The sequence below is a fragment of the Planctomycetota bacterium genome (assembly GCA_039182125.1).
In the GTDB taxonomy this organism is placed as follows: Bacteria; Planctomycetota; Phycisphaerae; order Tepidisphaerales; family Tepidisphaeraceae; genus JBCDCH01.
In genome coordinates, this window is record JBCDCH010000031.1 from 25669 (window position 1) to 41581 (window position 15913).

The 15913-nt window shown below is 64.0% G+C and carries 11 protein-coding genes, 1 tRNA gene and 1 rRNA gene; 6 read left to right on the forward strand and 7 right to left on the reverse strand.

What is annotated here, in order from left to right:
* Positions 1–32: 32 nt before the first annotated feature.
* From AAGD32_09870 to AAGD32_09890, 5 genes are read right to left on the reverse strand one after another with little or no spacing between them, the layout of a single operon-like run.
* A complete protein-coding gene (locus tag AAGD32_09870) occupies positions 33–1253 on the reverse strand; it encodes a sigma-70 family RNA polymerase sigma factor (GenBank protein ID MEM8874555.1) in 1221 nt (406 codons plus the stop codon).
* A 52-nt stretch (positions 1254–1305) separates the two neighbouring features.
* Positions 1306–3630 (reverse strand): DUF4159 domain-containing protein, encoded by a 2325-nt coding sequence (locus AAGD32_09875; protein MEM8874556.1) that lies wholly within the window; start codon positions 3628–3630, stop codon positions 1306–1308.
* 42 nt (positions 3631–3672) lie between these two features.
* Positions 3673–4827 carry a signal peptide peptidase SppA gene (gene sppA / locus AAGD32_09880; GenBank protein MEM8874557.1) on the reverse strand — a complete coding sequence of 385 codons (1155 nt, stop codon included), beginning with the start codon at positions 4825–4827 and terminating at the stop codon, positions 3673–3675.
* A gap of 27 nt (positions 4828–4854) precedes the next feature.
* Complete coding sequence (gene queF, locus AAGD32_09885; GenBank protein MEM8874558.1) at positions 4855–5235, reverse strand: preQ(1) synthase; 381 nt, start codon at positions 5233–5235, stop codon at positions 4855–4857.
* A 51-nt stretch (positions 5236–5286) separates the two neighbouring features.
* Entirely contained in the window at positions 5287–6150 is an 864-nt protein-coding gene (locus AAGD32_09890) for an exonuclease domain-containing protein (protein MEM8874559.1), read from the reverse strand.
* Between the two features lie 96 nt (positions 6151–6246).
* Here AAGD32_09890 and AAGD32_09895 point away from each other — a divergent pair.
* The 6 genes from AAGD32_09895 (at position 6247) to AAGD32_09920 (ending at position 14382) form a co-directional block, all read left to right on the forward strand.
* Positions 6247–6319: transfer RNA gene (locus tag AAGD32_09895), tRNA-Gly, on the forward strand.
* A 62-nt stretch (positions 6320–6381) separates the two neighbouring features.
* Positions 6382–9813: an alginate lyase family protein gene (locus AAGD32_09900; GenBank protein ID MEM8874560.1), complete on the forward strand. Its 3432-nt coding sequence runs from the start codon at positions 6382–6384 to the stop codon at positions 9811–9813.
* 134 nt (positions 9814–9947) lie between these two features.
* Positions 9948–10925, forward strand: a complete 978-nt coding sequence (locus tag AAGD32_09905; GenBank protein ID MEM8874561.1) for an ABC transporter permease — start codon at positions 9948–9950, stop codon at positions 10923–10925.
* A gap of 87 nt (positions 10926–11012) precedes the next feature.
* Positions 11013–12038 carry an ABC transporter substrate-binding protein gene (locus AAGD32_09910; protein MEM8874562.1) on the forward strand — a complete coding sequence of 342 codons (1026 nt, stop codon included), beginning with the start codon at positions 11013–11015 and terminating at the stop codon, positions 12036–12038.
* Between the two features lie 66 nt (positions 12039–12104).
* Complete coding sequence (locus AAGD32_09915) at positions 12105–13295, forward strand: TIM barrel protein (GenBank protein MEM8874563.1); 1191 nt, start codon at positions 12105–12107, stop codon at positions 13293–13295.
* A gap of 112 nt (positions 13296–13407) precedes the next feature.
* Entirely contained in the window at positions 13408–14382 is a 975-nt protein-coding gene (locus tag AAGD32_09920; GenBank protein MEM8874564.1) for a diacylglycerol kinase family protein, read from the forward strand.
* Between the two features lie 96 nt (positions 14383–14478).
* Here the strand turns inward: AAGD32_09920 and AAGD32_09925 are convergent, their stop codons facing one another.
* Both AAGD32_09925 and AAGD32_09930 read right to left on the reverse strand, forming a co-directional pair.
* Complete coding sequence (locus AAGD32_09925; protein MEM8874565.1) at positions 14479–15225, reverse strand: hypothetical protein; 747 nt, start codon at positions 15223–15225, stop codon at positions 14479–14481.
* 59 nt (positions 15226–15284) lie between these two features.
* Positions 15285–15913: ribosomal RNA gene (locus AAGD32_09930) — 16S ribosomal RNA — on the reverse strand; the annotation flags it as partial.

Genomic DNA, 15913 nt, shown 5'->3' on the forward strand with positions numbered 1-15913 from the left:
CCACCCAAAAGCGTGACCGACATTATCCGACGTCACTCGCCGGCGGTCTCGAAGATCAACAGGTACGGCTCGGCTTTGATCTTCGTCTCGTCGGTGAACGCGTTGAACGGCGGGTAGTTGAGACGAAGCACGTAGCTCGTGTTCGGCTCGAGCTTCACCGGGAGCACGAACGTCTGATCCTGAGCGATGTACCTCGGCTTGCCGGTCGTCTCGGGAAAGCTGTCGTCGCTGACCTGGGCGAACGAGTAGCTGTCCGACACCATGGGCTTGCTGAAAGTGACGCGGATTTCGTCGAGCGTCGGATCGACGGCCGTGTCGCCGGCGCGGGGCACGGTGGCGACCACGACCGCCGGGTTGTTCATCACCGAATAGCGGTCGGTGTTCGGTTCAGCCGGTAGCGGCTCGACCGCGGCAACGGCTGGCACGGGGTCTTGTGTGGCGATGACGGTGCCGGTGAAGGCGGCGACGCCGGCGATACCGGCGGCGGAAACGACAAGAAGTTTGGCGTTGAGCATGGCAAATGTTCCTTTGGAAAGTGCAACGGCCGATGTGGAAGCGACCGTGTGGGCGGTGCTGCCGGCCGCGGCGATCGTGGCGGCCTGAGCGATGACAGTGGTGGGTGCCGCGGTGGCGACGTGGGCGGTGAGCAAGCTCCCGAGCGTGGTCGTGCTGAGCGCGACGCCTCGCCGTTCGAGCACGTCGCGGAGCCGGCCCAACGCACGATGCAGACGTTGCCGCGCGGCGTTGGGCTTGAGCCGAAGGCAATGAGCGATGTCCGCGACGGGACGGTTCTCGAAGTACCGCAGCGTGAGCGCGGTGCGATCGGCACGGCCGAGGCTCAACAACGCATCGTCGAGTCGGCCGGCGAGGTCTTGCCAGTGGATCACATCGGTCGGGTCCGCCGAGGCAACGGCGTCGGCTTGGCGCATGCCACCCTCCTGTTCATGGTGTCGCCGATGGCGATCCCGTTTGGCCGCGTTTGCCGCGACGTTTCGGACCACCGCCAGCAGCCAGGGCACCAACGTCCCGTCCCGCTCGGCGGCACCCAGCGCGGCACGATCCCGGCGGATCAGCACGAGCCAGGCCGCCTGCGTGACATCCGCGGCGGTGTCCCGACAACCGACACGACGACAGGCGGCGGCATAAACCACGCCGACCCGTTGCTCGATCAACTGACCGAGTGCGGCCCCGTCGCCCCGCCGATGGCGGCGGAGCAACTCGGCATCATCGGCAATCGCCAGCGGCGCGTTCATCACTCGGTAATGTACTGACGACGCGAACCGTTACGGAAAATCCGCGAAGGCGTCAGTCCGCCGCGACGTGTTTGATGATCGCGGCCATCAAGTCCTGGGCCGACTCGGGGCGATAGCCGTTGACCCCGTCCACGGGAGCACCGAGCAGGCCGGCACTGAGGTCGAGCGGGCTGTACACGACGGCGAGCTTGCCGTCGATCTCGTAGCCGCGAAGGGCCGGACGATCGAGGCTACCGGTGAGGCGGGCCTGGGCGAACGAACGGTACCCGACGTCCATCACCTCGCCGCCATAGACCGCGTGGTCCGCGAGCAACAGGTTGGCCAATGCGTCGGTCGCGTCGGCACCGAAGGTCTTACCCATCGTCTTCTCGAAGCTCGTCGCGAAGTCGCTGTCACCGCCGGCCGCATCGGCGATCAGTACTCCACCGGCGTCGACGTAGGTCTTCAGCGCGGCGACGAGTTGCTCGTCGGAGATCGGGCCGGTGCCGGTCATGTGAACGACCGGATACTTCTCCGCATCGAGGTCGGCTGCGACGACTGTTTCGACCACGAGCTCGGTGCGATGCTCGTTGTGCATCACGTTGGCGAACTGCTCCCACCCGGCCGGCTCAGGGTTCCAGTTGCCGTTGTACTTGACCCGCCCGACCGTGATCTGTTTGGTGGGCTTGCGGGTGTTCTTCTCGACCAGGTACGTGTCGCCCTTGTAGAACGTTTGGGTCTTGTCGATGGCGTAAAGGTACAGGTTGGCCGCGAGTTGGAAGTCTTCCTCCTTGCGGAGCGACACGTCGGTCTGCCAGGTACGAGCAAGGTCGTTGGGCAGGAGCAACACGAGTTCGCGCACGCCGTTGGAGAGCCCCTGCATGTTCGGGCGGCGCTTCCAGTTGGCGGCCTTGAACTGTTGCTCGGTGTAGATCGGGTGGTTCGGCGGAAGCGTGCGCCAATCCCACGGCTGGTCGGGGAACAGCTCCGTCGCCAGCGTCATGACCGACCGCTTGAAGCCCCCGTTGTTGCAGTCGGGGTTGGCCACGAGCATGCCGCCCTCGAGCAGGTACTGGCGGATCTTGTCCTTCTGCTCGTCGTTGAGGAAGAGCGGTTGGTCACCGGAGATATAGAGGATCGGCGCGTCGTGGAGGTCACCGACGTCGCCGGCGTTGATGTCGATGATCTGCCAGTTGAGCGTGCGCTCGGCGCGGCTACCGGTGTATCGAACGGCGTTGGCGACGTCGCGGGGTCGTTGATTCCAGCGAGCTTCGACTTCCTTGCCACGCGGCGGCGTGAGGGTGTACTCGAGCTTGTTCATCATCACCGGCTCTCGGCCGCGCGCGAGAAACAGCAAGGCGAACGAGGTGTTCACCGTGCTTCCCCAGCCGCCGTTGGGTTCTTGCAGGGAAAGGATGTGCTCCGCGCCCGCCTGATACCAGTCGTACTCGCCGAAGTACTTCAGCCCCGATGCGACGCCGATGCGCTCGACGCCGTAGAGCGTGTAGAGGTTCTGCCGCCCGGTCGCCGCGCCGTAGATGCCGAAGTCATTCATCGGTGCGTCGCCGACGATCTGCGGAAAGTTGGAAGCCAGAAGGTCCATCGCCTTATCGATGGCCGGGTTCGAGCGATTGCCGTTGCACCGGCCGGCGTTGCGATCGGGGATCATGTCCTGCGTCAGGAACAGCGTCGCGATACCGGCGGTGGTCATGCTGGCAACGACGGGCTTCTCCGCGCGTGGATGCCCGCTGTACGCCCAACCTCCGCTGGGCTGCTGCCAACTGAGCCACGCGTCCTGGACGATCCGCCAATACGCAGGCGGGATTTCGACGAACTCGCTCACAGCCCACATCCCCAGCACGCCGTACTGACTCACGGACATGTCCACGCGTTCGCTTTCGTCGCCGAGGTAGTCGTATAGGCCCAGATTTCGTTTAACGCCCTGGTTGCCGCGGACAGGCTGGCCCGTTGCGGTGAGCCCCTGTGTCGCGGCGAGGAGAAGTTGGGCGTCCTTGAGCGCGGCTTGCTTGTACTTGTCGGTCTTTGGCATGTACGGCCAGACCGACGCACGCATGCCCAACGCATAGGTGCCGATGATGTCGGCCTCGATCAGCCAGTCGACCGAGCGTTGGATTCGTCGGCTCTGTGGGTCCTCGCCACAGGCGAGCAATGTATAGGTCGCGAGCGCGGTGTGGCCGCCCCACTGCCCACCGGTAACCTTGTGACGCTCGGGCTCGTTCCGCGCGGGCACGTCATCGATCCGGCCGTCGGCTTTCTGCTTGGTGTAGAGAAACGCCACACCGCGCTGAATCGCCCTGTCGACCTTTTCCGGATCGGCGGCGAACGCGGGGGTGGCGACCAGAAACACCCAACAAACCATCAGCCAAGTCACTCGCATACCGAACATGGTACACGATGGCCGACGCGACCGGGCTCGATGTCAGTTACCCCGCCAAAGGTAGAGCAGGCGTGGGGTCGTGAGCTCGTCGATGAGATCGCCGCCGAGTTCGATGTTCAGGCCGGCCTTGCCGCCGATGGGTGCATCGACACCGAGCAACCCCTCGAACGGCGACACCGGCATGTCGTAGCGGATCACCGTCGCGTTGTTGATCCCGGCACCCGCCTCGGCACGGGCGTAGGCATCGGCGCGATATCCCTGGACGTCGATCAGCCCGAGCTTCTGGGCCTGATCGGAGCTGAAAATCTTGCCATTCGCAACTTCGTCAATCGACGCGCCGGCGCTATTCATAGCCGGCTGACGGGCGGCGGTCACCACGGTCTTGAACGTCGTGAAAGAATCGTCGATCACGCTGGTGAGATATTCACGTTCGTCGGTCGTGAGTTGGGAGAACGGATCGCCGGTCGTCTTGTAGGCAGCCCCGGTCGACACGATGGAGCCGTCAGCGATGCCGACCTTATCCGATAGGCCGGTCAGGTCGTAGCGTTGCAGGAGCACGCCGATGCTGCCGGTGAGGGTCGTGCGCTGGGCAACGATCTCGTCGGCGGCGCAAGCGACGTAGTACCCACCGCTGGCGGCGAGGCCGTTCAAATGGGCCACAACGTAATCCCCGGTGTCGGCCTTGTACTGAAGAATGTCCGCGTAGATTTCGTCGCTCGGCGTCACGCCGCCGCCGGGGCTGTCGATGCTCAGGACGATGGCCTTCACGTTGGGGTCCTGACGGGCGCGGTTGAGGAACGCCCGAACATCGTTCGCCTTGTCGTTGGTGATGATGCCCTCGATCGGGATCACCGCGATCTTCGACCGACCGCCCTCGTAAGCCGTCGTCTGAATGATCTGCAAATCAACCGGGTCGATGCTCTTCGACGCGAAGTAGCCGAGGAGGATGAAGCCGAGGAAAAGCACGTTACCGAAGAGCGAGACGGCGAAGAGCACGGTCGCGCAGCTGGTAAGGATCGCGCTGCCGATGTTGCCACGCTGCTTGGGCGGCGGGCCCTGCAGAAATGGTGGCGGGCCCATCGGTGGGCGCGGGGGCATCGGGGGCTGGGGTGGCCGCAGCGCATTGCCCGGCGGCGGTGGCGGGACATCGCCAAACGCCTGACGCGGATCGATCGGTCCGGAGTTGCTGTCGCTCATCGTCGTAACCTCACCTTCCAGTATGCGCTACCCGGCCGATGGATGCGTCACCGTGACGATTCCCTTGGTACCGCCCCGCACCGCGAAATCACCGATGACCGTCATCGACGCCGGTTTTACCACGTCTACGAGGTCGTCGAGGATCTGGTTCGTCACCGCCTCGTAGAACATCCCCTTGTTGCGGAACGCGAGGAAGTACAACTTCAGCGACTTCATCTCGACGCATTTTTGGTCCGGGACGTAGATCACGGTGACCGTCGCGAAGTCCGGCTGGCCCGTCACGGGGCACATGCTCGTGAACTCGGGAAACTCAAAGCGGATTTCAAACCCACGCCCCGGCCGCGGCGAATCGAACGTGTCCAGAATCGACTTCGGGTCGGCAACCTGTGCCTCGGTCAACACCGACATTTTCCCCAGGTGCGCGGGGTCTAACTCTGCCATGAGCCATCGTAGGACGGTTCACGTCACCCGCGTGATCGACACGATCCGCGCCAGCTTGAACGTCCGCATTTCGTTACGCAGGTGACAGAAGCACACGAGCGTGTCGTCCTCGGGGTTGTTGCGGTTGCGCTTCACGTCCATCGGCTCGATGACCCGTTCGGTTCTTCGCTTCCGCGCGTCCAGGTACTCCATTCGCACCGCGCATCGGGACTGCAACGCCTCGGCGAGTTCCAGGGGCAACGTCGATGTGGCCGGCTCTTGGCGCGTCGCCTCCCGGCTCAACGGCACCGAGCCGCCCTGCAACTCGAGCACGTCAACCACCGGCAACCGCCAGCCGCCGATCGGTGCGAGCAGGTGACCCAGAACGTGCCCCGTCGTAATCGCGTCCGAGAGCGCGCGGTGCGCGGAGCCCGGATCGATCTCGAACCGCGCGGCCAACCGCTGCAACCCGTTGCCGCCGCGGCCGAACCGCTTGCGGGCGATCTTCACCGTGTCCAGCACGGCCGACCGGCCCCATGCCGACTCGATGCTCTGGCCGGCCAGTACATACTCCTTGTCGAGAAACGAGAGATCAAAACGAACGTTGTGCCCGACCACCACGCAATCGGTCATCAACGCCGACACGTCGTCGGCAATCTCGCGGAAAGTCGGCTGGTCCGCGACCATCGCGTCGGTGATACCGGTGAGCGCGACGACGCCCGGGTTGATCCGCCGACACGGGTTGATCAACTGTTGGTATGTCTCGACGCACGCCCCGCCCCGCCAGATCGCGATACCGACCTCGGTCACCCGGTCCCCGTAGTACGCACTGCTCCCGGTCGTCTCGACATCCACGACAGCGACCGGCACATCCGCAAGTTGATCCATCAACGAAATCGGCATGGGTCGGCCGATGTTAGCCCAACACATCGGTCGCCACCTCGCATTCCTCGTTCCCACATTTCCCGACAACCCAACCGCGCCTAACGTCTCCGATCTGCGGGAGTAGCTCAATTGGCAGAGCATCAGCCTTCCAAGCTGAATGTTGCGGGTTCGACCCCCGTCTCCCGCTTTTCCCCGCTGCGTAACTTTGCCCGATCGGGCGGCGTCGTTCACAATGTGGACGGGACGCCCATGAGTAAAACAACGCCGTGCCTTTTCGATCTCGAATCGCTTGAAGAACGCCGACTGCTGACGACGCCGGACGGAGTCCGGCCGGACAACGTCGAGTGGCTCGACCGCTCCATGCGTGCGGACCTGGTTGCCCGCCTCGACAACTTTGGCGATCAAGCCCTGCTCGAATCGAAGCTGCCGTCGGGATCGTCCCGCGCCTTCGGCGCGTTCGACGAGTTGCTCTTCAACCACATAAAGGACCGCACGAACGTGGCGTGGTACTTCGACGACGAAGACGCCGCCGCGCTGGGCGACTACCTGCGGGTCAACCTCGACGAGTCCAAGCCGATCGGCTACTCGGACAGCATGGTCGACGATCGCCGCTTCCCCGCGGACAACTCCTCCAACAGCTTCATCGTCGAACTCGCCGGCGACATCGACTGGTCCAACCCGGAGAACAACGGCACCCTCGCCGGGGCCGGCTCGGAGTTCGTCAACACGCTCAACCGCTTCGAGTACTGGTACCACCTCACCGACGCGCTGCAGGCCGCCCCGAGCGGCGAGGCGAAGTATGCGGAAGAAATGCTCTACCACCTCGCCGACTGGTCCGGCGAGCACCGCACTGACGTCGATTCGACCGACAACTTCCTCGACCTCTCGCTGCGGACGCAGTCGTGGACGTGGGGCTACTTCCACCTGCTCGGGTCGCCGCACATGACCCAGCAGGCGAACACGCTTTTCCTCTACAAGCTCATCCAGCACGGCGACGCGCTCAACCGCTACGCCAACGAGCTGCGCGCCTCCAACAGCATCGCCAACAACCGCGTGCTGTCGCTGGGTCGGGCGCTGCACGGGCTGGGCGTGATGCTGCCCGAACTCGACAACGCCGCGGCGTGGGAGCAGACCGGTCGGCAACTGCTCATCGACTCGATGAACGCCCAGGTCTACCCCGACGGCGGGCACATCGAACAGTCGCCCGGCTACCAGCTCGTCATCGCCAACGAGCTCATCGAGTCGTACCTGCTCGACCAGCGCAACGGCAAGGCCGACGCCTGGGGCGATGCGGTCGACACGATCGACAACGCCGTCGAAGCCTACCGCCAGCTCGTCAGCCCCAACGGTGAACGCCCCGGCATCGGCGACACCTACCGCATCCCGAGCTACACGCTCTTCCTCAAAGCCGGCACCGCGCTAGGCAAAATCAACGCGTTCGAGACGACGTTCAACGGCTCGGTCAACACCGCCACGGTGAGCTTCCCCGTGACCAACGCAGCGGGCTTCGAGGTTGGCGACTTCCTCGCGACCACCAAGCAGCGCGAGGTCATGCGCGTCACCGACGTCAGCGGCAACGTCGTCACCGTCGAACGCGGCGTGTCCGACACGACGCCCAACACCTACCTGCCGGGGGAGACGCTCTACAACCTCGGCAGCGAGCCGTTCGCCAAGCCGCGGACGCGGGACGTGTGGTTGCTCGGCGAAGAGAAGACGCGGCCGTTCATGAAGGTGCCACCCAATCCGCCGGGCGCGCTCGGCGCACGCGGCAATACGTTCGCGCTGACCGACGCGGGCTACTTCGTGCTGCGCAGCGACGACGGTGCCGATGCGACGCAGATTACCTTCGACGCCGGGCCCAAGGGCGGCTTCCACGGACACTACGACCCGCTGGGCATCGAAGTCTTCTCCGGCGGCCGACCGCTCGTGATCGATCCCGGCCCGTACCAGTACGACGACTCGGCCGAGCGCGACTACGTCATCTCCACCCGCGCACACAACACGCTCAACGTCGACGGGCAGAACGTGGCCGTCATGGAAGACCCCGACGGCACCGGCCCGCAGCGTCATCCGGGCATCACCTTCAGCCACGACTTCGCGCGGGACTACGCACAAGTCACCGCGAGCCACGACGGCTACGCCAGCCTCGCCGGCTCACCGAAGGTCACGCGTTCGATCTGGTACGACTACGGTGGCAACTTGCTCGTCGCCGACTTCGTCGCGGCGTCGGCGGTACACGACTACGAAGTCTCGTTCAGTCTCCCCGACGAAGCCGCCGCCGAAACGACCGGCACCTCGCTCGGCTACGCCAAGACGCGCTACGCCGACGCCGGCCGAAACGTGGCGATCACGCCGATCACTTCCACCGACTTCGGCTTCGAGAACACCTTCGTCACCGATATCAACGCGTCGGGACTAACCACGCCGGCCAAGCGGTTCACCTTCAGCCGGGACGCGAAGACGGCGATCTTCCTGACGCACGTGGAGCTCTACGACGGGCGCACGACACCGGACGCGACGGTGACGATCGACACGCCGCAGCTCGAAGCCGATCAGCCGTTCGCCGTCACGCTCACCACGGGCGGCAAAACGCACAGCATCACCTTTGACCCCGCCGGCGTGACGCCGACCGACGCGGGCTTCGGCTTCGACGGCACGTTCAACGACATCGCCGCCGACGCCTCGGGCAACCTCCACGCCGTCTGGCTCGACCGAACCACGACGCACCTGAACCACAGCGTCCGCAACGTCGCGACCGGCACTTGGAGCACCGCGACGATCGTCGACGACAGCGCGCCCTTCGTCGGGCAATACCCTGACCTTGCGATCGACAACGCCGGCCGACCGGCCGTCGCCTACTTCGACGGCAACGCCGGCGATCTGAAGTACGCCATCCTCGACGCCGGCGTCTGGCAGACACGCACCGTTGACAGCACCGGCAGTGTCGGCCAATACCCGTCGCTGATCTTCTCGCGCGACACCAACGTCCCGATCATCGCGTACTACGACCGCACCTCCGGCTCGCTCAACATCGCCGACGCTCAAGGTGCTAGCGGCGACGACGCGATCACCGCCGGCTGGAAGATCGACGTGTTCATCGACGGCGTCCACGGCGGCACCGACGTCGGCCGCTTCCCGGAATTGCGTAACGACCCCAACGAGCCCGGCCGCGACTACGGCTTTGTCGTCGGTTTCGAGAACACCTCGAACGGCCAGTACGAGTACGCCCACCGCCTCGACGGCAGCTGGGTCGTCGAGACGATCAGCGATCCCGAGATGAGCATCGCCGGCGGGTACCTGTCGATCGGCTTCGACGTCGTCGGCTCACGCTGGGAGCCGCGCGTGAGTTACTACGAGTCCTCGCCGGACACGTCGCTGAAGTTCGCGGAGCGCGACAATGCCGGCGTCTGGTCGGTGGTCCGCCTCGACGGGGTCGGCTCCGGGCGCAGTGCCGGGATCTACAGCGAGCTGCGCGTCGACGGTGGCGTGACTTCCATCTTCTACCGCGACGCGAAAGACGATCGCCTGGTCCGTGCGACCCGCGAGGCCGGGCAGTCGGGCTGGGCCTACGACTTCATCGACAACGGTGGCCGTGAGATTCACACGGCGCGTGCCGGCGACCGCATCTACATCACCAACCTCGACGAAACCAATGGACGCCTGTCGGTGTTGATTCGGTAGGTCCCTTTGTAGCGCATCAAGTAGCCGGGTGACTACGTCGCCCTGGCCGCGATGACGCTCGCGGCCAGGGCGATGTAATCGCCCGGCTGCTAAGTGGAGTGGTGAATCAGACGCGAGCTTTTACCATCGGCGCCGTGTCCGCCCTGCAACGCCTGCCCGCATGGATCTGGTCCGCGCTCGTGCTCGGACTGCTTGTGCTCATCACGGGTATTCTTCAACCCAACTTCCTCTCCGCCGCCAACCTCTCGCAGATCGTCGAGTCCAATGCGCCGCTGGGCATCGTCGCGGTCGGGATGACGCTGGTGATCCTGCTTGGCGGCATTGATCTGTCGGTCGGCTCGCTGCTCGCGTTTGCCGGAGCCGTCGGGATTCTCGCGCTCAACGCCAGCGGGAGCTTCCTTGTTACCGCTGCGGTGACCGTCGGCGTTGCATCGCTCGGCGGCTTGCTCCACGGCGGGCTCATCGGCTACGGCAAGATCGCCCCGTTCATCGCGACGCTCGGGACGCTCGTCGCTTTCCGATCCGCGGCGGTGTTGCTCGCCGATGGCGGGATGGTGCCGGCCGAGGAGAACGCCATCTTCCGCGCCCTCGGCGGCGGCATCGCCATCCCCGGCACCGACATCGCCCCAGGCCCGGCGCGTGTGCCCTACCGCATCCCCTACGCCGGCCTCGCGTTCATCGCCGTCGCGGTCGTCGGGCATGTCGTGATCACGCGGACGGTGTTCGGCCGAAAGCTCGTCGCGGTCGGGTCCAACGAAACCGCCGCCCGCTTCTCCGGCCTGCACGTCGAACGCGTCAAGCTCATGACGTACGTCTTGCTCGGCGTGTGCGTCGGCATCGGCGCGCTACTGCTCGCGTCGGACTTCGAGTCGATCAACACGGCCAACTCCGGCACGCTCCTCGAGCTCGACGCGATCGCCGCAGTGGTCATTGGCGGCACACGCATGACCGGCGGCCGAGGCTCGGTCGTCGGCACCGTCATCGGCGTTCTGCTGCTGGGCGTGATCCGAAACGTCATGGTCTTCCTCGGCATCCCCGACGATGCAAGGGGCTTGGTCACCGGCGCGATCATCATCGCGGCGGTACTGGTGCAGAAGCTCAGCCGGGAATGAAGTGAGACGGGTGAAGTTGAGGGACTCGTGCTTTGCCACTTCACCCTCCCCCTTCAAACTTTCTCGGCCTTGCGATACGCTGATGCCATGCTGAGGAGCCTTCTCGTTTTCCTGCTCGGACTTTCCCTGCTCGGCTGCGCCGGCGACGAACCCGTCGGCGAGAGCGATGCCCCGCCGAAGGTCGGCGTCTCGATCCCGACCGCGACACACGGCTGGCCCGCCGGCGTCGGGTACTGGGCCCAGGAAACCATCGACGCCTATCCCGACATCGAGTGGACCTACCAGAAAGCCGACTCCGCCGAGAAGCAGTCGGCGCAGATCGACGCAATGGTCGAGGCAGGCGTGCAGACGCTGGTCGTGTTGCCGATGAACAGCGACACGCTGTTGCCGGCGCTGCGTCGGGCGAAGGATCGCGGCGTGTACATCGTCAGCGTCGACCGCGGGCTCTCCGACCCGATCGCCGACCTGTACGTCGCCGGCGACAACGCGCGCTTCGGCCAGGTTGCCGCGGAGTTCATGGCCGAGCAACTCAACGGCACCGGCAAGATCGTCGTCCTACGCGGCATGACCGTCGAGATCGACAACGAACGCTTCAGCGCCTTCGAAGAAGAAATCGGCAAGCACGCCGGTATCGAGATTCTTGACGTCCAGCACGGTGAGTGGAATCGCGAGAAGTCGTACAACGTCTTCGCTGCGATGCTCCAACAACACCCCGAGATCGACGCGGTCTGGGCGAGCGATGACGACATGGCACTAGGCGTGGAAAAGGCGCTGAACGAAGCGGGCCGGACCGAGGAGATGTGGATCCTCGGCGGGGCCGGGATGAAGGACATCGTCAAGCGGGTGCGTGACGGCGATCGACTGTTCCCGGCGAACGTGACTTACCCACCCGGCATGATCGCGGCCGGCATCCACCTCGGCGCCGCCCACGCCACCGGCCAGCCCGAGACCGCCGTCGCCGACGCGATCCCCGACCACCTCAACCTCGATACCACGCAACTGAGTGACGAACCCACCAGCACCGGCGGCGACCAACGCGACGTCCGCATCGGCATCCAACTGGTCACGCCCGAAAACGCCGAGCAGTTTTACTTCCCCGATTCGGTCTACTGAGTCGATTTGCGATTTGGCGCTCGCCAGACGCAAGTTCTCAAATCACAAATCACCCAATCCATCCCCATGCCCATTCAAGACGACGCGCTGACCGCGCTGGACGAGTTCAAGATCGAGTTGCCCAGCTGGGGCTTTGCCGACACGGGGACGCGGTTCGGCAAGTTCCACCAGAAGGCGGCGGCACGGACGACCGCGCACAAGTTCCACGATGCTGGGCTGGTCCACAAACTCACCGGTGCGTGCCCGACGGTCGCGGTGCACGTGTTGTGGGACTTTGACGTGAGCCAGGCCACCGAGACCGCCGGGGCCGAGACGAAAAAGCTGGCCGAGTCGCACGGCATCGCCGTCGGCTCGATCAACCCCAACATCTTCCAGGACCAGCAGTACAAACTCGGCAGCTTCTGCTCGCCCGACGCCGCGGCACGCAAGTCGGCCGTCGATCACACGCTCTACTCGGTTGAGCTGATGAAGCATACGGGCAGTGACCTGCTGAGCATGTGGCTCGCCGACGGCACGAACTACCCCGGCCAGGACAACATCGTCGCCCGCAAGCGCCGCCTCGAAGACGGGCTCAAGACAGTTCACGACGCGCTGCCCAGCGATGGCACGATGCTCGTCGAGTACAAGCCGTTCGAGCCGGCGTTTTACCACACGGACATCGCCGACTGGGGCATGGCCGCCGCGTTCAGCCGCAAGGCCGGCAAGCAGGCAAAAGTCCTCGTCGACACCGGCCACCACCTCCCGGGCTGCAACATCGAGCACATCGTCTCGTTCCTCTTGGATGACGACATGCTCGGCGGCTTCCACTTCAACGACCGCAAGTACGCCGACGACGACCTCACACTCGGGTCCATCGACCCCTACGCCGTCTTCCGCATCTTCAGCGAGATCGCCCAGTTCGCGGCCGACCGCAACGCCGAACCGGCCATCGCGTACATGGTCGACCAATCGCACAACCTCAAGCCCAAGCTTGAGGCGATGGTGCAGACCGTCGACCAGGCCCAGAAGCTCTACCTCAAGGCCCGCCTCGTCGATCGTAAGAAGCTCGCCGACGCTCAGGCCAAGGGGGACATCACCGCCGCCGAGGAGTGCCTGCGCGACGCCTACGAGAAGGATGTCCGCCCCATGCTCGCCGAATGGCGCAAGGGCAACGGTCTGCCCGAAAACCCCCTGGCCGAGCTCCGCACCAGCGGCGTCATCGACCGACTCGCCGCCGACCGCGACACCGGCGAGGAAGTGGTCAGCAGCTACGCGTGAGATAGTGCTGAATGACGAGTTCCCGAATGACGAAGGAGCGGCGTATCTTTCATCATTCGGACTTTGAATTTGATTCGTCATTCGGGAACTCGCCATTCGTCATTCCTCCCCCATTCTCGTTTGCTTCAATCCGATCGCCGGCCGCGGGAAAGGGCGTGCCGTGGCGGAGGCAATCGCGCGGCGGTTGCCGGGAGCAGTTCTGGAACCACGGATCGCACACGAAGTCGAGACGGAACGCTGGGCCAGCGCGAATGGCGTGCTCGCGGTCGGTGGGGACGGAACGCTGCGGACGGTGGTGTCGGCACTGCTCGCGGCATTGCCGGGTGAACTGCCGCCGATCGGCGTGGTGCCGCTGGGAACGGCGAACCTCATGGCCCAGCACGTGGGCATGATTCCGCCGGGCTTGTTTCGGCCGGACCCGACGGACCTGCTCGGGTTGCTCGGGCCGGTGCAACGAATGGTCACGGGCACCGATACGCTTTCACCGTTGGGAATCGAAAAACGCGCCGAGATCGCCGCTGCTGCGGTGCGACGGGGACGGGTTCAACGTCTCGACATCGCGGACACCAATCAAGGGTTGTTCTTACTCATGGCCGGCGTCGGCCTCGATGGCCACGTCATCCACGCACTGCAGACCGCCCGCAGCGGGCCCATTCGCAAGATCGACTATGTCCCCGCCGCCCTCTCCGCTGTGCTGCGCTACGACTTTCCTGAACTGACGATCACCGTCGATGGCGAACGCATCGCCCCGCCCACACGCGGCCTCGCCTTCTGTGCCAACGCCCCCGAGTACGGCACCGGCTTTCCTCTGCTCCCCGACGCCCGCAGCGACGACGGCATCCTCGACGTGTGCCTGCTGCCCGCAAGCCACATCGGCCACCTGCTCAAACTCACCGCCGCCGCTTGGGCCGGCCACCACCACCGCCTCGAAGGCGTCACCACCGCCCGCGGCAAGCAAGTCCGCATCGATGCCGACCGCCCCGCCCCCGTGCAAATCGACGGCGAAGCGGCAGGCAAGACGCCCTTGACCATCACCATCTCCGACCGTCAGCTTCCACTGTTAACCGGGGAGGCTTCGGTGTCCTGAAGGTTTGGACTCACGCCTTCCCGCCGAACAGTCGCGGCTAGGAAAACCGAATCGGCCGGGGAAGAAGCGATGAGAACTCATTGCGAAATGCTGCCTTCAACCCGGCATCAGACTTTGTGCGTTCAACGACTTGAGTGATTTTCGTGCATTGGCCGCCACCGATTTGCGCGTATCCGATGCGAGGCGATGAAGGTGTGGAAGCATCCATTCGGCCAAACCGTCGACATGTGCCGACCATTTGGTAAGCGTTTTCATCGAGTTGTTAAGCACGATCCAATCGTCGTGGTCCGCAAGATTGCGTTTGACGATACCGGTCGCCCTAGCGAACTGCTCTCGGCCCATTTGACCCCGCAAAAGGTCAAACACGATCGCAAGCGTCCATTGCGTTGAAGGCTGATCAATGTCGGCGATCCACGACAGGAGATCTTCAATGTAGTCGGCGACCCACGTCGGCTGGGCTATCGTAACGCGTTTGAGTGCGTTGGACACCCGCAACCGAACAAGCTCATCGCTAGAGCGATAGCAATCAAGGAGATTCGCGAGAAGTTTCCGATCGGCAAGCACAAGTTCGACCACCTCGATCGTGTGGCCGAGCGAGTTGTGATGGCCTCCGCTGAGCAGTGACTCAAAGTCATGCATTGCGGTTATCCCAGTTTTCGAGAAGTCGATAAGCCATGCACAGTGGAGCATACCGAACGACCGGGCGCAACAAAAACAACCGCCGCTCCGTGAAGAGCGGCGGCTGCGTGTTTCAACAAGTGAATAGGCGGGATGCCATTCGATGCCGTTACCGACACCGTTTCGGAGAGTAAACTCCGGCGAGGTAATGCTGACTAGTTTCACGGCTGGTTCGCACCAGCGGAACCCGAAGGTTCTGTTACGTGTTCTAAATAATCCCTTAGAAAGGAGGTGATCCAGCCGCAGGTTCCCCTACGGCTACCTTGTTACGACTTAGTCCCAGTCATCGAGCCTGGCTTCGGCACCTCCGTAATGAGGCGACTTCGGCCATTCCCGACTCCCATGACTTGACGGGCGGTGTGTACAAGGCTCAGGAACACATTCACCGCGGCATAGCTGATCCGCGATTACTAGCGATTCCAACTTCATGCAGGCGAGTTGCAGCCTGCAATCCGAACTGGGGCAAGGTTTTTGTGATTTCCACCATCTCGCGATCTTGGTTCACTTTGTCCTTGCCATTGTAGCACGTGTGTAGCCCTGGATATAAAGGCCATGAGGACTTGACGTCATCTCCACCTTCCTCCGGTTTGACACCGGCAGTCCCGTTAGAGTGCCCACCATCATGTGCTGGCAACTAACAGTAGGGGTTGCGCTCGTTGCGGGACTTAACCCAACATCTCACGACACGAGCTGACGACAGACATGCACCACCTGTGTATACGTTCCAACAGGCACTTTCTTCTTTCAAAGAAATTCGTATCATGTCAAACCCTGGTAAGGTTCTTCGCGTTGCATCGAATTAATCCACATGCTCCACCGCTTGTGCGGGCCCCCGTCAATTCCTTTGAGTTTC